16 protein-coding genes, 1 tRNA gene, 3 rRNA genes and 1 riboswitch are annotated in these 21968 nt (G+C 55.5%); of the genes, 7 read left to right on the forward strand and 13 right to left on the reverse strand.

Features of this window, described 5'->3' with window-relative positions:
* Positions 1–11: 11 nt before the first annotated feature.
* From aceA to HF679_RS17100, 7 genes are all read right to left on the reverse strand, one after another.
* Positions 12–1316 (reverse strand): isocitrate lyase, encoded by a 1305-nt coding sequence (gene aceA / locus HF679_RS17070; protein WP_123757965.1) that lies wholly within the window; start codon positions 1314–1316, stop codon positions 12–14.
* 88 nt (positions 1317–1404) lie between these two features.
* Positions 1405–3006 carry a malate synthase A gene (gene aceB, locus HF679_RS17075; RefSeq protein WP_187042246.1) on the reverse strand — a complete coding sequence of 534 codons (1602 nt, stop codon included), beginning with the start codon at positions 3004–3006 and terminating at the stop codon, positions 1405–1407.
* A gap of 260 nt (positions 3007–3266) precedes the next feature.
* A complete protein-coding gene (metA, locus tag HF679_RS17080) occupies positions 3267–4196 on the reverse strand; it encodes a homoserine O-succinyltransferase (RefSeq protein WP_123757709.1) in 930 nt (309 codons plus the stop codon).
* 312 nt (positions 4197–4508) lie between these two features.
* A 5S ribosomal RNA gene (rrf, locus tag HF679_RS17085) occupies positions 4509–4624 on the reverse strand.
* A 95-nt stretch (positions 4625–4719) separates the two neighbouring features.
* Positions 4720–7625, reverse strand: a 23S ribosomal RNA gene (locus tag HF679_RS17090).
* A 218-nt stretch (positions 7626–7843) separates the two neighbouring features.
* Positions 7844–7919, reverse strand: a tRNA-Glu gene (locus tag HF679_RS17095).
* Between the two features lie 84 nt (positions 7920–8003).
* Positions 8004–9543 (reverse strand): 16S ribosomal RNA (locus HF679_RS17100).
* The 16S, 23S and 5S rRNA genes sit together here with 1 tRNA gene alongside, the layout of an rRNA operon.
* Positions 9544–10177: 634 nt before the next feature.
* Between HF679_RS17100 and purH the strand changes: the two genes are divergently transcribed.
* Both purH and purD read left to right on the forward strand, forming a co-directional pair.
* Entirely contained in the window at positions 10178–11767 is a 1590-nt protein-coding gene (purH, locus tag HF679_RS17105; RefSeq protein ID WP_123758170.1) for a bifunctional phosphoribosylaminoimidazolecarboxamide formyltransferase/IMP cyclohydrolase, read from the forward strand.
* 15 nt (positions 11768–11782) lie between these two features.
* Complete coding sequence (gene purD / locus HF679_RS17110; protein ID WP_187042247.1) at positions 11783–13072, forward strand: phosphoribosylamine--glycine ligase; 1290 nt, start codon at positions 11783–11785, stop codon at positions 13070–13072.
* Between the two features lie 182 nt (positions 13073–13254).
* Here the strand turns inward: purD and HF679_RS17115 are convergent, their stop codons facing one another.
* The 6 genes from HF679_RS17115 to nudC form a co-directional block, all read right to left on the reverse strand.
* Positions 13255–13947 (reverse strand): DUF1481 domain-containing protein, encoded by a 693-nt coding sequence (locus HF679_RS17115; RefSeq protein WP_174510499.1) that lies wholly within the window; start codon positions 13945–13947, stop codon positions 13255–13257.
* Positions 13948–13959: 12 nt separating this feature from the next.
* On the reverse strand, positions 13960–14232 hold the full coding sequence (gene hupA / locus HF679_RS17120; RefSeq protein ID WP_004097675.1) for a nucleoid-associated protein HU-alpha: 273 nt from the start codon (positions 14230–14232) through the stop codon (positions 13960–13962).
* 186 nt (positions 14233–14418) lie between these two features.
* Positions 14419–15009, reverse strand: coding sequence for a YjaG family protein (locus HF679_RS17125; protein ID WP_123758167.1), 591 nt, complete (start codon positions 15007–15009; stop codon positions 14419–14421).
* A 42-nt stretch (positions 15010–15051) separates the two neighbouring features.
* The gene (gene nfi / locus HF679_RS17130; protein WP_187042248.1) at positions 15052–15723 is read right to left on the reverse strand and encodes a deoxyribonuclease V; all 672 of its coding nucleotides are present in this window, start codon (positions 15721–15723) and stop codon (positions 15052–15054) included.
* 9 nt (positions 15724–15732) lie between these two features.
* Complete coding sequence (gene hemE, locus HF679_RS17135) at positions 15733–16797, reverse strand: uroporphyrinogen decarboxylase (RefSeq protein WP_123758165.1); 1065 nt, start codon at positions 16795–16797, stop codon at positions 15733–15735.
* A 39-nt stretch (positions 16798–16836) separates the two neighbouring features.
* Positions 16837–17610 carry an NAD(+) diphosphatase gene (nudC, locus tag HF679_RS17140; RefSeq protein WP_123758164.1) on the reverse strand — a complete coding sequence of 258 codons (774 nt, stop codon included), beginning with the start codon at positions 17608–17610 and terminating at the stop codon, positions 16837–16839.
* Positions 17611–17703: 93 nt separating this feature from the next.
* Here nudC and rsd point away from each other — a divergent pair, with 93 nt between their 5' ends.
* The 5 genes from rsd to thiS all read left to right on the forward strand — a co-directional run bounded on the left by rsd (position 17704) and on the right by thiS (position 21968).
* The gene (gene rsd / locus HF679_RS17145) at positions 17704–18201 is read left to right on the forward strand and encodes a sigma D regulator (protein ID WP_123758163.1); all 498 of its coding nucleotides are present in this window, start codon (positions 17704–17706) and stop codon (positions 18199–18201) included.
* Positions 18202–18254: 53 nt separating this feature from the next.
* Positions 18255–18407: riboswitch (TPP riboswitch) on the forward strand.
* A gap of 86 nt (positions 18408–18493) precedes the next feature.
* Positions 18494–20401, forward strand: a complete 1908-nt coding sequence (gene thiC / locus HF679_RS17150; protein ID WP_154145313.1) for a phosphomethylpyrimidine synthase ThiC — start codon at positions 18494–18496, stop codon at positions 20399–20401.
* Complete coding sequence (gene thiE, locus HF679_RS17155) at positions 20401–21036, forward strand: thiamine phosphate synthase (RefSeq protein WP_123758161.1); 636 nt, start codon at positions 20401–20403, stop codon at positions 21034–21036. The genes thiC and thiE overlap by 1 nt, the downstream gene beginning before the upstream one ends.
* On the forward strand, positions 21029–21784 hold the full coding sequence (locus HF679_RS17160) for a HesA/MoeB/ThiF family protein (RefSeq protein WP_123758160.1): 756 nt from the start codon (positions 21029–21031) through the stop codon (positions 21782–21784). Before thiE ends, HF679_RS17160 begins: the two co-directional genes overlap by 8 nt.
* Complete coding sequence (thiS, locus tag HF679_RS17165) at positions 21768–21968, forward strand: sulfur carrier protein ThiS (protein ID WP_123758159.1); 201 nt, start codon at positions 21768–21770, stop codon at positions 21966–21968. Before HF679_RS17160 ends, thiS begins: the two co-directional genes overlap by 17 nt.

The following is a 21968-nucleotide window of genomic DNA, read 5'->3' on the forward strand; positions in this document are numbered from 1 at the left end:
GGGGAACACGATCAGAACTGCTCTTCTTCCGTGGAACCGGTCAGCGCCGTGACGGAGGAGGCCCCGCCCTGGATGATGGTCGTGACCTTATCGAAGTAGCCGGTCCCCACCTCCTGCTGGTGAGAAACGAAGGTGTAGCCTTGCGAAGCAGCAGCAAATTCAGGCTGCTGCACCTTCTCGACGTAATGCTTCATCCCCTCACCCTGCGCATAGGCATGGGCCAGGTCGAACATGTTGAACCACATGCTGTGGATGCCCGCCAGCGTGATGAACTGGTATTTGTAACCCATGTCGGACAGCGCCTGCTGGAAACGGGCGATGGTGCTGTCATCCAGATTTTTCTTCCAGTTGAACGACGGCGAGCAGTTATAGGCCAGCAATTTGCCTGGGAAGCGGGCGTGAATGGCCTCGGCAAAGCGACGAGCCTGCTCAAGGTCCGGTTTCGAGGTTTCACACCACACCAGATCGGCATAGGGCGCGTAGGCCAGCCCGCGGCTGATCGCCTGCTCAATGCCGGCATGTGTCCGGAAAAAGCCTTCGCTGGTGCGATCGCCGGTGACAAACTCACGATCGTACGGATCGCAGTCGGAGGTGATCAAATCGGCGGCATCGGCATCCGTTCGGGCGATCACCAGCGTAGGGACGCCCATGACATCCGCCGCCAGGCGTGCCGCGACCAGCTTCTGGATCGCCTCCTGGGTCGGTACCAGCACTTTTCCGCCCATATGCCCGCACTTCTTCACCGACGCCAGCTGATCTTCGAAGTGAACGGCCGCTGCACCGGCTTCAATCATCGATTTCATCAGCTCAAAGGCGTTCAGTACGCCGCCAAATCCCGCTTCGGCATCGGCAACGATCGGCAGGAAGTAATCGGTGTAACGCGGATCCCCCGGTTCAATACCGGTCGACCACTGGATCTGATCCGCGCGACGGAAGGTATTGTTGATCCGATCGACCACCGCCGGGACGGAGTTCGCCGGGTACAGTGATTGATCCGGGTACATGCTGGAGGCAAGGTTGGCATCCGCCGCCACCTGCCAGCCGGAGAGGTAAATCGCCTCGATGCCGGCCTTCGCCTGCTGCAACGCCTGCCCGCCGGTTAACGCACCGAGGCTGTTGATGTACCCTTTTTTCGCTTCGCCATGCAGCAGTCGCCACATTTTGGCCGCGCCCAACTGCGCCAGCGTGCATTCCGGATTGACGGAACCGCGCAATTTCACAACATCTTCAGCGCTATAGGGGCGGGTAATGCCTTCCCAACGCGGTTGTGTCCATTCTTTGTTTAATGCTTCGATTTGTTGGGTACGGGTTTTCATGTGCAGATGCTCCATTATTTTATTCCTGGCTTCCCAGGCTTTATCGGTGAAGGCAGTGTGGCCACGGACAAACACATTCAGCTGATGCTTATGCCAGCAGGCGGTAGCCCGGCAGCGTCAGGAAGTCGATTAGCTCATCAGAGGTGGTGATCTGTTCCATCAGGCGCGCGGCATCATCGAAGCGCCCGCTGCTGTAGCGGTGTTCGCCCAGCTCCTCCTGAATGACCATCAGCTCTTCAGCCAGCCACTGGCGGAACAGGGCTTTGGTGACCGGCGTGCCGTCACTGAGGGTTTTCTGGTGGTGGATCCATTGCCAGATGGAGGTTCGCGAGATTTCGGCGGTCGCCGCATCTTCCATCAGACCGTAAATCGGTACGCAGCCATTACCGGAGATCCAGGCTTCGATGTACTGCACCGCGACACGGATATTGGCGCGCATCCCCACTTCGGTGCGCTCGCCCTCACAGGGCGCCAGCAGTTGTTCAGCGTCGATCGGCGCATCCTCTTCCCGGCTGACGGACAGTTGGTTGGGGCGTTCACCCAGAACGCGATTGAAAACCGCCATCGCCGTATCCGCCAGCCCTGGGTGCGCGATCCAGGTACCGTCGTGGCCATTGTTGGCTTCCAGTTCTTTATCGGCGGTCACTTTGCCGAGCACCTGGCGGTTACGGTCGGCATCTTTGCTGGGGATGAATGCCGCCATGCCGCCCATCGCAAACGCACCACGCCGGTGGCAGGTTTTAATCAGCAAACGTGAATAAGCGCTGAGGAAAGGCTTATCCATGGTGACCACCTGGCGATCTGGTAATACGCGGTCACCATGGTTTTTTAACGTTTTGATGTAGCTGAAAATGTAATCCCAACGGCCACAGTTCAGACCGACGATGTGCTCCCGCAGCGCATGCAGGATTTCATCCATCTGGAATACCGCCGGCAGCGTTTCGATTAACAGCGTGGCCTTGATGGTGCCGCGCGGCAGACTGAACCGGTCTTCAGTGAAGCTAAAGACTTCACTCCACCATGCCGCTTCCTGCCAGGCCTGGGTTTTCGGCAGATAGAAGTAAGGGCCGCTACCTTTCGCCAGCAGGTTCTGGTGGTTGTGGAAAAAATAGAGGGCGAAATCAAACAGGCTGCCGGGGATCGACTCACCGCGCCATGTCACATGTTTTTCTGGCAGATGCAGGCCACGTACGCGGCACACCAGCACTGCCGGGTCGGGCTTGAGCTGATAAATTTTACCGGTTTCGTTGGTGTAGCTGATGGTACCGTTCACCGCATCGCGCAGGTTAACCTGCCCATCAATCACTTTGTCCCAGTCCGGCGCCAGCGAATCTTCGAAGTCCGCCATAAAGACTTTTACGTTGGCATTGAGGGCGTTAATCACCATTTTGCGCTCAACGGGGCCGGTGATTTCCACCCGGCGATCCTGCAAATCAGCGGGAATACCGCGGATCGTCCAGTTACCATTTCTAATGGAAGCCGTTTCCGAAATAAAATCAGGCAGCGTTCCGTTATCAATCGCCTGCTGTTGCTGCAGGCGTGCCGCCAGCAGTTTATTGCGCTCAGGCGTAAAGCGGCTCACCAGTTCCGTCAGAAATTCTACCGCCTCAGGCGTTAAAATCTGCGTTTCCTGCTCGCCATATGGCCGGCTAAAGGCCAGTTCATCAGTCATTGTCGCCTGTTGCGTCATGGTGTAGCTCCTGTTGGTTGATCCCGCTGGCGCGAGTGAACGATCGTTGTCTGCTTTTCGCTCAACACAACTAAGACTACTCAATAAAATTCCAAAATCAAAAACAATTTCCATTTTTAATTTAATATCATCACAACATATTGATAACATTAAGATTAAAGTTAATTACAATCGTGAAGTGAATTTCGGAAACAAAAAAGGCACCCGAAGGTGCCAGAGGCAAAATGCTGAAACGCTTAAGGATCGCGTTGTCTGGATGATTAGTCTAAAGTCGGATTCATATTCCGCAGATCGTATGGAGTGATCTGGTAAACGTAATAGTTAAGCCAGTTCGCAAACAGCAGATTTCCATGACTGCGCCAGGTGGCGCGCGGTTTGTTTTGCGGATCGTTTTGTGGGAAATAGTTGTCGGGAATTTGCGGGCTCAGACCGGCTTCAACATCGCGGAAAAATTCGCTGGCCAGGGTATTGGCATCGTATTCAGGGTGTCCGGTCACGAAGGCAATGCGTTTGTCTTTGCTGGCAAACAGGTAGGCATCGCCCTCTTCCGTTTCGGCCAGGATCTCTAAATCGGTGTAGTCACGAATCAATGCCGCCGGGAAATCAGCGTAGCGTGAGTGCGGCGCCAGGAAAGAGTCATCAAAACCACGCGTCAGTAAGGCGTGAGGATGCAGGATATGGTGCTCGTAGACGCCGGAAATTTTTTCAGAACGGGTTTGTTTAGGGATGCCATACAGAATATTGAGCGCGGCCTGTACCGCCCAACAGACAAAAAGCGTGGAGGTGACGTGATCTTTCGCCCACTCCAGCACCTGCTTGATCTGCGGCCAGTAGGCCACGTCATTAAATTCAACCAGCCCTAACGGGGCACCGGTGACGATCAGTCCATCAAAGTTCTGGTCGCAGATGTCGTCGAAGTTACAGTAGAAATTATTGAGGTGCTCGGTTGGCGTATTGCGGGATTCGCGCGCGTCAATGCGCAGCAGCTGGATATCAAGCTGCAGCGGAGAGTTCGAGAGCAGACGCAGAAACTGGTTCTCGGTCTCGATTTTTTTCGGCATCAGGTTAAGGATTAGCACCTTCAGCGGACGAATTTCCTGAGTGGTCGCACGCGAAGCCGTCATCACAAAGACGTTCTCATCACGCAAGAAATTGACGGCTGGTAGCTCGTCCTGCACCCGAATTGGCATAACTTTATTACCTCATAGCATACGTATAAACGTTTAGACATCCAGACAGCTAACAATAACCAGGAATAAGGAGAATGTCGAGTCTGCAAGTAGAAGGTGAAAAAGTTTCAACCACGTCCGGGATAGAATACAGCGCTTAATCTCAAGGAAACATAGCGAATGTGATGATTCGGCGTTTAAGGAGCAATGCTGGCGAATAATTGATTGATCAGAGAGAGGTTTTGCTGCGGCAATGTATCAGTATGACGGGGAATAAAACGCAGAAAAAACAAAAGGCCCAGTCTTTCGACTGAGCCCTTTGCTTTATTTGATGCCTGGCAGTTCCCTACTCTCACATGGGGAGACCCCACACTACCATCGGCGCTACGGCGTTTCACTTCTGAGTTCGGCATGGGGTCAGGTGGGACCACCGCGCTATCGCCGCCAGGCAAATTCTGTTATCAACACGTCTTAAAGACATATTGACTAATCTGTATCAGGCTGAAAATCTTCTCTCTAATCACCAAAACAGCTTTGGCGTTGTAAGGTTAAGCCTCACGGTTCATTAGTATCGGTTAGCTCAACGTATCGCTACGCTTACACACCCGACCTATCAACGTCGTAGTCTTCAACGTTCCTTCAGGACTCTCAAGGAGTCAGGGAGAACTCATCTCGGGGCAAGTTTCGTGCTTAGATGCTTTCAGCACTTATCTTTTCCGCATTTAGCTACCGGGCAATGCCATTGGCATGACAACCCGAACACCAGTGATGCGTCCACTCCGGTCCTCTCGTACTAGGAGCAGCCCCCCTCAATTCTCCAGCGCCCACGGCAGATAGGGACCGAACTGTCTCACGACGTTCTAAACCCAGCTCGCGTACCACTTTAAACGGCGAACAGCCGTACCCTTGGGACCTACTTCAGCCCCAGGATGTGATGAGCCGACATCGAGGTGCCAAACACCGCCGTCGATATGAACTCTTGGGCGGTATCAGCCTGTTATCCCCGGAGTACCTTTTATCCGTTGAGCGATGGCCCTTCCATTCAGAACCACCGGATCACTATGACCTGCTTTCGCACCTGCTCGCGCCGTCACGCTCGCAGTCAAGCTAGCTTATGCCATTGCACTAACCTCCTGATGTCCGACCAGGATTAGCTAACCTTCGTGCTCCTCCGTTACTCTTTGGGAGGAGACCGCCCCAGTCAAACTACCCACCAGACACTGTCCGCAACCCGGATCACGGGTCTACGTTAGAACATCAAACATTAAAGGGTGGTATTTCAAGGTTGGCTCCACGCAGACTGGCGTCCACGCTTCAAAGCCTCCCACCTATCCTACACATCAAGGCTCAATGTTCAGTGTCAAGCTATAGTAAAGGTTCACGGGGTCTTTCCGTCTTGCCGCGGGTACACTGCATCTTCACAGCGAGTTCAATTTCACTGAGTCTCGGGTGGAGACAGCCTGGCCATCATTACGCCATTCGTGCAGGTCGGAACTTACCCGACAAGGAATTTCGCTACCTTAGGACCGTTATAGTTACGGCCGCCGTTTACCGGGGCTTCGATCAAGAGCTTCTCCTTACGGATAACCCCATCAATTAACCTTCCGGCACCGGGCAGGCGTCACACCGTATACGTCCACTTTCGTGTTTGCACAGTGCTGTGTTTTTAATAAACAGTTGCAGCCAGCTGGTATCTTCGACTGATTTCAGCTCCACGAGCAAGTCGCTTCACTTACCATCAGCGTGCCTTCTCCCGAAGTTACGGCACCATTTTGCCTAGTTCCTTCACCCGAGTTCTCTCAAGCGCCTTGGTATTCTCTACCTGACCACCTGTGTCGGTTTGGGGTACGATTTGATGTTACCTGATGCTTAGAGGCTTTTCCTGGAAGCAGGGCATTTGTTACTTCAGCACCGTAGTGCCTCGTCATCACACCTCAGCGTTAACAGAAGTCCGGATTTACCTAAACTTCCCGCCTACATGCTTAAACCGGGACAACCGTCGCCCGGCTAACATAGCCTTCTCCGTCCCCCCTTCGCAGTAACACCGAGTACAGGAATATTAACCTGTTTCCCATCGACTACGCCTTTCGGCCTCGCCTTAGGGGTCGACTCACCCTGCCCCGATTAACGTTGGACAGGAACCCTTGGTCTTCCGGCGAGCGGGCTTTTCACCCGCTTTATCGTTACTTATGTCAGCATTCGCACTTCTGATACCTCCAGCAACCCTCACAGGCCACCTTCAACGGCTTACAGAACGCTCCCCTACCCAACAACACATAGTGTCGCTGCCGCAGCTTCGGTGCACAGTTTAGCCCCGTTACATCTTCCGCGCAGGCCGACTCGACCAGTGAGCTATTACGCTTTCTTTAAATGATGGCTGCTTCTAAGCCAACATCCTGGCTGTCTGTGCCTTCCCACATCGTTTCCCACTTAACTGTGACTTTGGGACCTTAGCTGGCGGTCTGGGTTGTTTCCCTCTTCACGACGGACGTTAGCACCCGCCGTGTGTCTCCCGTGATAACATTCTTCGGTATTCGTAGTTTGCATCGGGTTGGTAAGTCGGGATGACCCCCTAGCCGAAACAGTGCTCTACCCCCGAAGATGAGTTCACGAGGCGCTACCTAAATAGCTTTCGGGGAGAACCAGCTATCTCCCGGTTTGATTGGCCTTTCACCCCCAGCCACAAGTCATCCGCTAATTTTTCAACATTAGTCGGTTCGGTCCTCCAGTTAGTGTTACCCAACCTTCAACCTGCCCATGGCTAGATCACCGGGTTTCGGGTCTATACCCTGCAACTTAACGCCCAGTTAAGACTCGGTTTCCCTGCGGCTCCCCTATACGGTTAACCTTGCTACAGAATATAAGTCGCTGACCCATTATACAAAAGGTACGCAGTCACCTAACAAGTAGGCTCCCACTGCTTGTACGTACACGGTTTCAGGTTCTTTTTCACTCCCCTCGCCGGGGTTCTTTTCGCCTTTCCCTCACGGTACTGGTTCACTATCGGTCAGTCAGGAGTATTTAGCCTTGGAGGATGGTCCCCCCATATTCAGACAGGATACCACGTGTCCCGCCCTACTCTTCGAGTTCACAACGTGTGCATTTTAGTGTACGGGGCTATCACCCTGTACCGCCGGACTTTCCAGACCGTTCCACTAACACACGCGCTGATTCAGACTCTGGGCTCCTCCCCGTTCGCTCGCCGCTACTGGGGGAATCTCGGTTGATTTCTTTTCCTCGGGGTACTTAGATGTTTCAGTTCCCCCGGTTCGCTTCGTTAAGCTATGTATTCACTTAACGATAGTGTGTCGAAACACACTGGGTTTCCCCATTCGGAAATCGCCGGTTATAACGGTTCATATCACCTTACCGACGCTTATCGCAGATTAGCACGTCCTTCATCGCCTCTGACTGCCAGGGCATCCACCGTGTACGCTTAGTCGCTTAACCTCACAACCCGAAGCTGTTTCGTAAAACAGTCCGCATTGCGAAAATTTGAGAGACTCGAACACACCATTTTTCCTTTCTTATTACGGAGAAAGGAAACAGTGTGTCGTTTCAATTTTCAGCTTGATCCAGATTTTTAAAGAGCAAATATCTCAAACGTGATTCCGGAGAACCAGTTTTGAGATATTGAGGTCGGCGACTTTCACTCACAAACCAGCAAGTGGCGTCCCCTAGGGGATTCGAACCCCTGTTACCGCCGTGAAAGGGCGGTGTCCTGGGCCTCTAGACGAAGGGGACACTGAAGTCTCAATCGCAAGACGCCTTGCTATTTACTTTTCATCAGACAATCTGTGTGGACACTACAAAGGCAGGTTCTTCAGGTAAGGAGGTGATCCAACCGCAGGTTCCCCTACGGTTACCTTGTTACGACTTCACCCCAGTCATGAATCACAAAGTGGTAAGCGCCCTCCCGAAGGTTAAGCTACCTACTTCTTTTGCAACCCACTCCCATGGTGTGACGGGCGGTGTGTACAAGGCCCGGGAACGTATTCACCGTAGCATTCTGATCTACGATTACTAGCGATTCCGACTTCATGGAGTCGAGTTGCAGACTCCAATCCGGACTACGACATACTTTATGAGGTCCGCTTGCTCTCGCGAGGTCGCTTCTCTTTGTATATGCCATTGTAGCACGTGTGTAGCCCTACTCGTAAGGGCCATGATGACTTGACGTCATCCCCACCTTCCTCCAGTTTATCACTGGCAGTCTCCTTTGAGTTCCCGGCCGAACCGCTGGCAACAAAGGATAAGGGTTGCGCTCGTTGCGGGACTTAACCCAACATTTCACAACACGAGCTGACGACAGCCATGCAGCACCTGTCTCAGAGTTCCCGAAGGCACCAAAGCATCTCTGCTAAGTTCTCTGGATGTCAAGAGTAGGTAAGGTTCTTCGCGTTGCATCGAATTAAACCACATGCTCCACCGCTTGTGCGGGCCCCCGTCAATTCATTTGAGTTTTAACCTTGCGGCCGTACTCCCCAGGCGGTCGACTTAACGCGTTAGCTCCGGAAGCCACTCCTCAAGGGAACAACCTCCAAGTCGACATCGTTTACAGCGTGGACTACCAGGGTATCTAATCCTGTTTGCTCCCCACGCTTTCGCACCTGAGCGTCAGTCTTTGTCCAGGGGGCCGCCTTCGCCACCGGTATTCCTCCAGATCTCTACGCATTTCACCGCTACACCTGGAATTCTACCCCCCTCTACAAGACTCAAGCCTGCCAGTTTCAAATGCAGTTCCCAGGTTGAGCCCGGGGATTTCACATCTGACTTAACAGACCGCCTGCGTGCGCTTTACGCCCAGTAATTCCGATTAACGCTTGCACCCTCCGTATTACCGCGGCTGCTGGCACGGAGTTAGCCGGTGCTTCTTCTGCGAGTAACGTCAATCACTAAGGTTATTAACCTTAATGCCTTCCTCCTCGCTGAAAGTACTTTACAACCCGAAGGCCTTCTTCATACACGCGGCATGGCTGCATCAGGCTTGCGCCCATTGTGCAATATTCCCCACTGCTGCCTCCCGTAGGAGTCTGGACCGTGTCTCAGTTCCAGTGTGGCTGGTCATCCTCTCAGACCAGCTAGGGATCGTCGCCTAGGTGAGCCATTACCCCACCTACTAGCTAATCCCATCTGGGCACATCTGATGGCATGAGGCCCGAAGGTCCCCCACTTTGGTCTTGCGACGTTATGCGGTATTAGCTACCGTTTCCAGTAGTTATCCCCCTCCATCAGGCAGTTTCCCAGACATTACTCACCCGTCCGCCGCTCGTCACCCGAGAGCAAGCTCTCTGTGCTACCGCTCGACTTGCATGTGTTAGGCCTGCCGCCAGCGTTCAATCTGAGCCATGATCAAACTCTTCAATTTAAGTTTGACGCTCGTGTTTCTTTATTTCTAAAGAAAAGAACTTCGTAATGAATTACGTATGTTCACTCACTGAGACTTGGTATTCATTTTTCGTCCGAGGACGTTAAGAATCCATGTCACTTTGAGTGCCCACACAGATTGTCTGATAAATTGTTAAAGAGCAGTGCGACGGCGCTTAGCGCTCTGTCGCGAGGTGGCGTATATTACGCTTTCCTCTTTCAGAGTCAACCTCATTTTCAGAAGTTTTCTCTTTCAACCCGGCGGCTTGTTTGCCGTTGTTCCGTGTCGATGGAGGCGCATTATAGGGAGTTCTCGAGCGCCCGCAATAGAAAAATTGCAGAAAAATGACTGACTGCTGCATTCCCCAGCAAAACCCCGCTTTATACCCTGTTACACACAGAATTATCCACAGACACAGGCCATCTCCCCCTGACAAAGGTCGGCAAAATGCCTTTCTATATAGAAGAGATCGCGGTGTAAAAGAGAAAGATCAAAATTCGCGAGCGTTGCGCAAACGTTTTCGTTACAATGCCGCGCAATAACACGGATGCCCGGTTGGGTGCGTTAGGTGAGTTTTTAGACAAAAACTCACCTAACGCTCTCTGTAATGTTCAAATCCTGGGGATTTAATACCATGCAACAACGTCGTCCAGTCCGCCGCGCCCTGCTCAGTGTTTCTGACAAGGCCGGTATCGTCGAATTCGCGCAGGCGCTTTCCGCTCGTGGTGTTGAGCTACTGTCTACGGGTGGTACCGCACGCCTGCTGGCTGATAAAGGTCTGCCGGTAACCGAAGTCTCTGACTACACCGGTTTCCCGGAAATGATGGATGGACGTGTTAAGACCCTGCATCCAAAAGTGCATGGCGGCATCCTCGGCCGTCGCGGCCAGGATGATGAGATCATGGCGCAGCACGCCATCTCTCCTATTGATATGGTGGTTGTTAACCTTTACCCGTTTGCGGAAACCGTCGCACGTGAAGGTTGCTCGCTGGAAGATGCGGTCGAAAATATCGATATCGGCGGCCCGACCATGGTGCGCTCCGCGGCCAAGAACCATAAAGACGTCGCTATCGTGGTAAAGAGCAGTGACTACGACGCCATTATTAAAGAGATGGACGCCAACGACAGCTCCCTGACCCTGGCTACCCGCTTCGACCTCGCCATTAAAGCTTTCGAACACACCGCCGCCTATGACAGCATGATCGCCAACTACTTTGGCAGCATGGTTCCGGCCTATCATGGTGAGACGCAGGAAGCATCCGGCCGTTTCCCACGCACGCTGAATCTGAACTTCATTAAGAAGCAGGATATGCGTTACGGTGAGAACAGCCACCAGCAGGCAGCCTTCTATATAGAAGAAAGCATTAAAGAAGCCTCCGTCGCCACCGCGCAGCAGGTGCAGGGCAAAGCCCTCTCTTATAACAACATTGCCGATACCGATGCGGCACTGGAGTGCGTGAAAGAGTTCAGTGAACCGGCCTGCGTCATCGTTAAGCACGCCAACCCATGCGGCGTCGCAGTGAGCGACACTGTTCTGGATGCTTACGATCGCGCCTACAAAACTGACCCAACCTCAGCCTTCGGCGGCATTATCGCCTTCAACCGCGAGCTGGATGCCGAAACCGCACAGGCCATCATCTCTCGCCAGTTCGTCGAAGTGATCATCGCCCCATCTGCCAGTGAAGCTGCGCTGAAAATTACGGCAGCGAAGCAGAACGTCCGCGTGCTGATCTGCGGCGAATGGGCTGCACGCGTGCCGGGCCTCGATTTCAAACGTGTTAACGGTGGGCTGCTGGTACAGGATCGCGATCTGGGCATGGTCACCGCTGATGATCTGCGCGTGGTCACCAAACGTCAGCCAGACGCACAAGAGCTGCGTGATGCGCTGTTCTGCTGGAAAGTGGCGAAGTTCGTGAAATCCAACGCCATTGTGTATGCCAAAGAGAACATGACCATCGGCATTGGCGCGGGCCAGATGAGCCGCGTCTACTCCGCTAAAATTGCTGGCATTAAAGCCGGTGACGAAGGTCTGGAAGTTAAAGGCTCAGCGATGGCCTCCGATGCCTTCTTCCCGTTCCGTGATGGTATCGATGCGGCTGCCGCAGTGGGCGTCACCTGCGTGATTCAACCGGGCGGCTCCATTCGCGACGAAGAAGTCATTGCCGCTGCCGACGAACACGGCATCGCGATGATCTTCACCGACATGCGTCACTTCCGCCATTAATTCACGGAGCAGAACATGAAAGTATTAGTGATTGGTAACGGCGGGCGCGAGCACGCGCTGGGATGGAAAGCCGCACAGTCTCCGTTGGTGGACACCGTGTATGTCGCGCCGGGTAACGCCGGTACCGCGCTGGAGCCTGCGCTGCAGAACGTGAATATCGGCGTGACCGATATTCCGGCATTACTGAGCTTTGCCCAGCGCGAAAAGATCGACCTGACCATCGTCGGCCCGGAAGCGCCGCTGGTGATTGGCGTGGTCGATGCCTTCCGTGCGGCTGGCCTGAAAATCTTCGGACCGACCGAAGGCGCTGCCCAGCTGGAAGGCTCTAAAGCGTTCACCAAAGATTTCCTCGCGCGTCATAACATCCCAACCGCGGAATATCAGAACTTCACCGACGTCGAGCCTGCGCTGGCCTACCTGCGTGAGAAAGGCGCACCGATCGTCATCAAAGCGGACGGTCTGGCTGCCGGTAAAGGCGTTATCGTTGCGATGACGCTCAAAGAAGCGGAAGACGCGGTTCAGGATATGCTGGCAGGTAACGCCTTCGGCGACGCGGGCCACCGTATCGTGATCGAAGAGTTTCTTGATGGTGAAGAAGCCAGCTTTATCGTCATGGTCGACGGCGAGCACGTCCTGCCGATGGCCACCAGCCAGGACCACAAGCGCGTAGGCAACGGCGATACCGGCCCGAACACCGGCGGCATGGGCGCCTACTCACCTGCCCCGGTCGTGACGGATGACGTTCATCAGCGCACGATGGATCGTATTATCTGGCCAACGGTCAAAGGGATGGCGGCGGAAGGCAATACCTATACCGGTTTCCTCTACGCCGGTCTGATGATCGACAAGCAGGGTAATCCTAAGGTTATCGAGTTCAACTGCCGCTTCGGCGATCCGGAAACGCAGCCGATCATGCTGCGCATGAAATCCGATCTGGTGGATCTGTGTCTTGCGGCCTGCGATGGCAAACTGGACGAGAAAACCTCCGAATGGGACGAGCGCGCCTCACTGGGCGTGGTGGTTGCTGCCGGCGGTTACCCGGGTAACTACAGCACCGGCGATGAGATCTTTGGCCTGCCGCAGAGCGATGCGGCAGACGGCAAAGTGTTCCATGCCGGCACAAAGCTGACCGACGACCAGCGTGTTGTCACCCAGGGCGGTCGCGTCCTGTGCGTAACGGCGCTGGGTGATACCGTTGCCCAGGCACAGCAGCGCGCTTATGAGCTCCTCACCGGCATTCATTGGGACGGCAGCTTCAGCCGCGACGATATCGGCTGGCGCGCAATCGCCCGCGAGCAGCGCTAACGCCTGAGCGTCATCTCAATATCGCCTTATCGACGGGCGGCTTCAGCATTGAAGCCGCCCGTTTTTTTATCATCAACGGACGCGAAAGCCCGGCATCGTGCCGTGGGTTATGGATAAGGCGGTGTCGGGAAAGACAGAGAGAGGAACTGAGAAGGTATAACTGGCATACGTTCTGACGAGCGTCAGAAGGTTTTTTCCTGCGGTTGCCAGGTACAGAAGTCTTCGTTGGCCACCAGCAGCAGCTGAGCACCATCCGAGGCTTCGAGCCACGCTACGCTCACTTCGACAGAAGAATGACTCTGGCGACGTTCAATAAAGGCCAGTGCCCGCGCGTCCAGCTCCGGCTTCACGGTTTGCCCTTCGCAGGTCGTTACCGTCCGGTTGGCATGCCAACGCCCCTGACGCAGGACAACACGCCCCTGGCGTAATGCATCGCTGGTCTGGCGAATCTGCGTCGCCCGATAGCGGTAAAGCGCAACCTGATCGCTGGAGAGCTGCTGTTTCTGCCCATCCACTTCACGCTGCATAAAGCTCAGCTCGCCCTGGTCATCAAAGCGGGCGCGAATATGTTCCGAGGGTTTGCCGTAAACGTTGAGTTCGATCAGCCTGAGTTTGTCACCCTGCCAGCGGTATTCGCTGGTTGAGGTATTGCCGTGACGCCACGGACTGAAGGCGGCAAGAAGATGCACTTCGCCGTTGGAATCCAGACGCCAGATGCGCATCGCGCCCTGGTTATCCGCATAGCCACTGGCGGTAAATGGCGGCACAGAGGAATTACTACTACAAGCAGAGAGCAGCAGTGTACCCACCAGCACCGCGACACGGCGCCAGATAGACAAAAGGGGCGGTAAGGCCCCTTCGTTAAAACTGTACACTGCCACGCGGTCTTACTTGACTGCGTCTTTCAGAGCTTTACCAGAAACAAACGCCGGCACGTTAGCAGCGGCAATTTTGATTTCGTTACCGGTCTGCGGGTTGCGGCCAGTACGCTCAGCGCGGTGGTTCACTTTGAAGGTACCGAAACCAACCAGTTGAACAGCATCACCTTCTTTCAGAGACTCAGTAATTGCAGCCAGGGTAGATTCCAGGGCAGCTTTTGCCTGTGCTTTGGACAGGTCAGCTTTGTCCGCAATTACATCAATCAGTTGAGTCTTGTTCATAAGTTATCCTTACAATGTGTTTATCGCTTGCTAAGCACCGAGTGCGACGGAAATGCCTGAAAAGCACTCTCCTGCATACACGCACCGATAGCCACTTTTTTTCGCCCTCCAAATGTAGACCAGACGGGGGGCGGAATGGAAGCCTTCAGACGCGACAATTCAGGCGGTAAATCACGTTTTCTGGTCTCACTGCTTAAAATTTATACCAATATTGCTCTCGCCGGCCTCGCGGAGGTCTGCGCGCAGTCCTTTGATCAGTTCAATGTCGCGCTCTTCACACTCGGCCAGCAGACGGAAAATCTCCCACTGAATATCCCATTCCTGCTCTACCGCTGGGTTTTCTTTGAGCTCTTCATCGGTCATTTCGCGACCAGCCTGGGTCATTTCCAGCATTGCCACTGTCGTGATGGAACTCTTGCTCACCTCAATTGCGTGCTCAAGCGTTTCTCCGCTCAGGCGCGAGTGGATCAGTTCGCTCAATGCAACACAGGCGTCGATGGCAGGATAAACACCATACAGATCGTAATCGTCGGCTGCCGGAATGGCTTCCTCCAGCTTTTCGAGCTGGCTGTCAAAATTCACCTTCGCATCTTTGACCGTCAGGGTTTCCCAAATCAGATCGAGAATACGGCGATACAGCTGACCATCGGCAAACTCAGTTTGCTGGCAGAACATGGCGTAATTGGGGTACATGCGCTCGCACAGGCAAGCCATAAAGGTGACGTGCTGCCAGCTTTCAAGCTTCTCCAGACGCAGATGAATCGGGTTTTGTAACATGATGAATTCTCGAAGTCAGAAATTAGCCGCAGTGTACCTGAATCAGCCGTGATTTGCTTGCCAACGCACAAACGCCGGACGCCGTGAAGCAACCGCATCCGCCCAGCGCGTTGGCTCTGGCAGACGGTAGCCCTGCATACAACGCTGAACCCATGTCAGCGCGCTATCGAGGGAGACGCGATGGCCGGAGCTGATAAAGAGTGGATTACAGCGCGCTTTACTGCGCCAGACCCACGCCAGTTGTTCGCTTTTGTCCATCAACGGCGCCAGCGCCCCCACCTCGTCGTCGGGCAGCGTAAACTGCCCACACAAACGCTTTTTCGCCACGCCAATAGTCGGTACATCCACCAGCAGGCCAAAATGGCTGGCGACGCCCAGCCGCCGTGGATGGGAAATGCCGTGACCGTCGACAAATAACAGACCCGGCTTTTGTGACAGCTGTTGCCACGCCGCCAGCAGCGCGGGGGTTTCACGAAAGGAGAGAAAACCGGGAATGTACGGCATGGTGGTCGCCACCCGCGCCACCTGATATTCCACCAGCTCCAGCGATGGGTAGGCGAGCAGCACCATGGCCGCCCGCGTCACTGCGCCGTCTTGCTCAAAACCGACGTCCGCGCCACCGATCAGCCCGCAAGCATCCGGATCCCAGAGATCCTCACGGATAACCGAACCGGCAAGCGTCTGCTGGCTGGCACGAAGAGACGTCAGATCCATCGCCATACCTTAGCGGTGATATTGCGCCGAGAGTCGGTGCACTGCCTCGACAAACACGCCGGCATGCTCAGGATCCACATCCTGATGAATGCCGTGCCCGAGGTTGAAGACATGACCTTCGCCCTGACCAAAGCCAGCAAGAATCGACCCGACTTCTTCTTCAATACGGCCCGCAGGCGCGTAGAGCATAGAAGGGTCCATATTGCCCTGCAGCGCCACTTTATGGCCGACCCGACGCCGGGCATCGGCAATATCGGTCGTCCAGTCGAGGCCCAGCGCATCGCAGCCGGTCTCCGCCATTGCTTCCAGCCACTGCCCGCCACCTTTAGTGAACAGCGTGACCGGCACGCGGCGGCCTTCATGTTCACGCAGCAGACCATCCACGATTTTGTGCATGTAGTAGAGCGAGAACTGCTGATAATCACGACCGGTCAGCACCCCGCCCCAGGTATCGAAAATCATCACCGACTGCGCGCCGGCTTTAATCTGGGCGTTCAGATACAGCGTGACGCTTTTTGCCAGCTTATCGAGCAGGGCATGCAGCGCCTGCGGATCGGCATACATCATTTTTTTGATCACGGTGAAGGCTTTGCTGCTTCCGCCTTCCACCATATAGGTCGCCAGCGTCCACGGGCTACCGGAGAAGCCAATCAGCGGAACATCGCCGTTGAGCGCACGACGAATGGTACGCACGGCATTCATGACGTAGCCGAGTTCATCTTCCGGATCGGGTACCGGCAGTTTATCGACATCGGCTTTGCAGGTGATGGTCGAGGTGAAACGTGGACCTTCGCCAGTTTCGAAGTACAGCCCAAGCCCCATCGCATCCGGGATGGTCAGGATGTCCGAGAAGAGGATCGCCGCATCCAGCGCGTAGCGACGCAGTGGCTGCAGCGTGACTTCACAGGCAAGTTCGGCGTTTTTACATAGCGACATAAAGTCGCCCGCTTGCGCGCGAGTGGCTTTGTACTCCGGTAAATAGCGGCCAGCCTGGCGCATCATCCAGACAGGGGTCACGTCCACAGGCTGGCGTAGCAGCGCTCGCAGGTAACGATCGTTTTTTAGTTCGGTCATGTTATTCATCCTGATCCCATTTTACGCCAGTGTAACACGTCACTCCGCCTCTGCCCGACACAGTGCCACGGTATCTTCTATCAGCCGGCGCGCCACGGTACCCGGCGGCGGCAACAGCGGTAAATCGTCGTAACGATACCAGCCTGCCTGCAGCAGCTCTTTTTTGTCGATCACAATGTCGCCGCTATCATACTCCGCCATAAACGCGGTCATCAGCGACTGGGGGAACGGCCACGGCTGGGAGGTCACATAGCGCAGGTTTTTCACCTTCAGGCCGCACTCTTCCATCACTTCGCGGGCCACCGCCTGTTCCAGGGTCTCCCCCACTTCGACAAACCCGGCCAGCACCGTGTGTACGCCGTTACGATGGCGGGTATGCTGCGCCAGCAGGATCGTATCGTCCCGACGGATCGCCACGATCATGCACGGGGCAATTTGCGGGTAGTAGCGCTCGCGGCAGTGGCCGCACAGCATCGCCCATTCGGTTTTGCTCGGGTGCATCGGGTGGCCGCAGTAGCCGCAGAATTTATGCGAGCGATAAAACTCGCTTAGCTGGATGCCGCGCCCCGCCAGCTGAAACAGCCCCGGATCGCTATCCAGCACCTGGCGTAACGATCCCATATCCTGCCGACGATCCTGGCGCACCATCCACACCGCATCACCTTGCCATTCACCGATATGCAGCGCGTGCTGGCCGACAAGATTAAAATTTACCGCTTCGCCATGTGGTAATTCCCCGCCGGGTAACCATAATTTTTGTTCGTGACTGACGATCCACCAGCCGCGATCTAATTTTTCAATAATACGATCCATATCTATTGCACTACCTTCGTTTTACTGGCACTTTTAACATTATATTTACATTTTGGTGAGCAACGTTATTTTCTTAAACTTGCGGAGTCAACCATGTTAAACCAGCTGGAAAACCTAACGGAACGTGTTGGAGGCAGTAATAAACTGGTCGATCGCTGGCTACATGTACGTAAGCATTTGCTCGTGGCTTACTACAAGCTGGTTGGCCTGAAGCCCGGCAAAGAATCCTTTATGCGACTGAACGAAAAGGCGCTGGATAATTTTTGCCAAAGCCTGGTGGATTACCTCTCCTCCGGCCATTTTAATATTTATGAACGTATTCTTGGCGAAATGGAAGGCAATACGCCACTTTTGGCTGCCACCAAACTCTATCCGCAGCTGGAAGCCAACACCCAGCTGATTATGGATTGCTACGACTCCTGCCTTGAAAACGCCATCGATCACGATAACTATCTCGAATTTCAGCAGGCGCTGTCCGATATCGGCGAAGCGCTGGAAGCGCGATTCGCGCTGGAAGACAAGCTGATCGTGCTGGCGATATCGCACAACCTGAAAGACAACATCAGCGACAATATCGCGCCGACGGCTTGAGTTGTGCGCTGTTAACGAGTAGTTTACATATGTTCCCCCTCGCTGGAGGGGGATGTATCTTGTCGGAGTGCCCATTTTCCACAACAGCATTCGTGATGCCTCAAGGCAGCACGAAGGATGAAGCGGAAAAGGCTGAGACCGTTAATTCGGGATCCGCGGAACCTGATCAGGCTAATACCTGCGAAGGGAACAAGAGTAAACTGTCCTATGCGACCGTCCCTCCAGGACCGATCGCCTCTGTTACTCCATCCGTCGTCTGACAAGCCATGTCCTTTTTCATCTGGAATGCGCTATGTCTGCAACAAAGTCTGAACCAAAACTCACCCGTCGGGAACAGCGCGAACGCGCCCAGCATTTTATCCATACCCTGGAAGGAACCGCCTTTCCCCGCTCCCAACGCATCTACATTCAGGGCCAGCAGGCGGATATCCGCGTGCCGATGCGGGAAATCCAGCTCAGTCCCACCTTAATTGGCGGTGATAAAGCCCAGCCGCAGTACGAACAAAACGAAGCGATCCCGGTGTACGACACCTCCGGCCCTTATGGCGACCCCGACGTGGCGATCGATGTGCGCCAGGGACTGTCAACGCTGCGCCAGCCGTGGATTAATGCACGCGATGACAGCGAACCGCTGCAGGAACGTAGCTCCCTGTATACCAAGGCGCGTCTCGCCGATGACGATCTTGATACGCTGCGCTTTCGTGGCCAGCTGACGCCGCGGCGCGCGAAGCCAGGCAAATGCGTCACCCAGCTCCACTATGCCCGTCAGGGGATCGTGACGCCTGAAATGGCGTTCATCGCCATCCGCGAAAACATGGGCCGGGAGCGCATTCGCGCAGAGGTATTGCGCCACCAGCATCCGGGGGAAAGTTTCGGCGCCCGGCTGCCGGACAATATCACCGCGGAATTCGTCCGCGATGAGGTCGCCGCCGGGCGGGCCATCATCCCTGCCAACATCAACCACCCGGAATCTGAGCCGATGATTATCGGCCGCAACTTTCTGGTGAAGGTCAACGCCAACATCGGCAACTCGGCGGTCACCTCCTCCATCGAAGAAGAGGTAGAAAAGCTGGTGTGGTCAACGCGCTGGGGCGCCGATACGGTGATGGATTTGTCCACCGGGCGGTATATCCACGAAACCCGTGAATGGATCCTACGTAACAGCCCGGTCCCCATCGGCACCGTACCGATTTACCAGGCGCTGGAGAAGGTCAACGGGATCGCCGAGAACCTCACCTGGGAAGCTTTTCGCGACACCTTGCTGGAGCAGGCGGAACAGGGCGTCGACTATTTCACCATCCATGCCGGCGTCCTGCTGCGCTACGTGCCAATGACCGCCAGACGCCTGACCGGCATTGTCTCCCGTGGCGGCTCTATCATGGCCAAATGGTGCCTCTCGCATCATCAGGAAAACTTCCTCTACGAGCATTTCCGCGATATCTGTGAGATTTGCGCCGCCTATGATGTCTCCCTCTCCCTCGGCGACGGCCTGCGTCCCGGCTCGATTCAGGACGCCAACGATGAAGCGCAGTTTGCCGAGCTGCACACTCTGGGCGAGCTGACCAAAATCGCCTGGGAGTACGATGTGCAGGTGATGATTGAAGGCCCGGGCCATGTGCCGATGCAGATGATCCGCCGCAATATGACCGAGGAACTCGAGCACTGCCACGAAGCGCCGTTCTACACGCTGGGGCCGCTGACCACCGATATCGCCCCGGGCTATGACCACTTCACCTCCGGCATCGGCGCGGCGATGATCGGCTGGTTTGGCTGCGCGATGCTCTGCTACGTCACGCCGAAAGAGCACCTCGGCCTGCCGAATAAGGAAGATGTGAAACAGGGGCTGATCACCTACAAAATTGCGGCCCACGCGGCGGATCTGGCGAAAGGCCATCCCGGCGCGCAGATCCGTGATAACGCCATGTCCAAAGCCCGTTTTGAATTCCGCTGGGAAGACCAGTTCAACCTCGCCCTCGATCCGTTCACCGCCCGCGCTTATCACGACGAAACGCTACCGCAGGAATCCGGCAAAGTCGCCCATTTCTGCTCCATGTGCGGGCCCAAATTCTGTTCAATGAAAATCACCCAGGAAGTGCGGGACTATGCCGCCCGCCAGAATATCGAAAGCGGAATGGCCGATAAGTCGCAGGACTTCCGCGCTCGCGGCGGTGAGATCTATTTACGTAAGGAGCAAGCCTGATGTATCAACCCGATTTTCCGTCCGTCCCGTTCCGTTTAGGCCTCTACCCGGTCGTCGATAGCGTGGTCTGGATCGAACGCCTGCTGCACGCAGGTGTACGTACCCTTCAGCTGCGCATCAAAGATAAGCGCGATAGCGAGGTAGAAGCCGATGTCATCGCCGCGATCGCGCTCGGGCGTCAATACCACGCCCGGCTGTTTATCAACGACTACTGGCAGCTGGCGGTTAAACATCAGGCTTACGGCGTGCATTTAGGGCAGGAGGACCTGGAGACGACGGACCTGAACGCCATTCGTCATGCCGGCCTGCGTCTCGGCGTGTCGACTCATGATGATATGGAGATCGACGTTGCACTGGCGGCTCGTCCTTCCTATATCGCCCTGGGTCACGTCTTCCCCACGCAAACCAAGCAGATGCCTTCCGCCCCGCAGGGTCTGGAGCAGCTCGCCCGCCATATCCAGCGGCTGGCCGATTACCCGACGGTCGCGATCGGCGGTATTAGCCTGGCGCGGGCGCCACAGGTACTGGAAACCGGCGTCGGCAGCATAGCGGTGGTCAGCGCCATTACCCAGGCGGCGGACTGGCAGCAGGCCACCGCGCAGCTGCTGGACATGGCGGGAGCAGGCGATGAATGACAGCGATTTTATGCGCTACAGCCGCCAGCTGATGCTGGAAGATATCGCCATCGAAGGTCAACAGAAGCTGCTGGCCAGCCGGGTGCTGATTGTGGGGCTCGGCGGACTGGGTTCGCCTGCCGCCCTGTATCTGGCCGGTGCGGGCATTGGTACGTTGGTTATCGCCGACGATGATGAGGTGCACGTCAGCAATCTGCAGCGGCAAATTCTCTTCACCAGCGATGACATTGCCCAACCGAAAACCACCGCCGCCCGGCAGCGCCTGACCCGGCTCAATCCACAGGTTGAGATCGTCACGTTGCAGCAACGCCTGGCCGGCGAAGCCTTGCGCCAGGAGGTCGCCAAAGCGGATGTGGTACTGGACTGCACCGATAACATGGCGACCCGCCAGGCCATCAATGCCGCCTGTGTCGCGCAGGCGACTCCGCTGATCACCGCCAGCGCCGTTGGCCTGGGCGGTCAACTGATGGTACTGACGCCGCCATGGGATCAGGGCTGCTACCGCTGCCTGTGGCCGGACAGCACCGAACCCGAACGTAACTGCCGAACGGCGGGGATTATCGGGCCGGTAGTCGGCATGATGGGCACGCTTCAGGCGCTGGAGGCCATCACCTTGCTTTCCGGTATGGCGACGCCGCGCAACACCCTGCGCTTGTTCGATGCCCGCACCAGCCACTGGCGCAACCTGACGCTCCAGCGCGCGCAAAGTTGCCCGGTCTGTGGAGGGCAGCATGCAGATCTGGTTTAACGATCGGCCGATGCAGTGCATCGAAGCCATCACCGTCGCCGCCCTGCTCATTCAGTTAGAACAGCAGCAGGCGGGCATCGCGCTGGCGCTCAATCAACAGGTCCTGCCGCGCGAGCGGTGGGAACATCATCTTCTGCAGGAAGGCGATCGGGTCCTGCTTTTTCAGGTCATCGCCGGAGGCTGA

Source organism: Enterobacter sp. JUb54, from assembly GCF_014298075.1.
Lineage (GTDB): Bacteria > Pseudomonadota > Gammaproteobacteria > Enterobacterales > Enterobacteriaceae > Klebsiella > Klebsiella lignicola.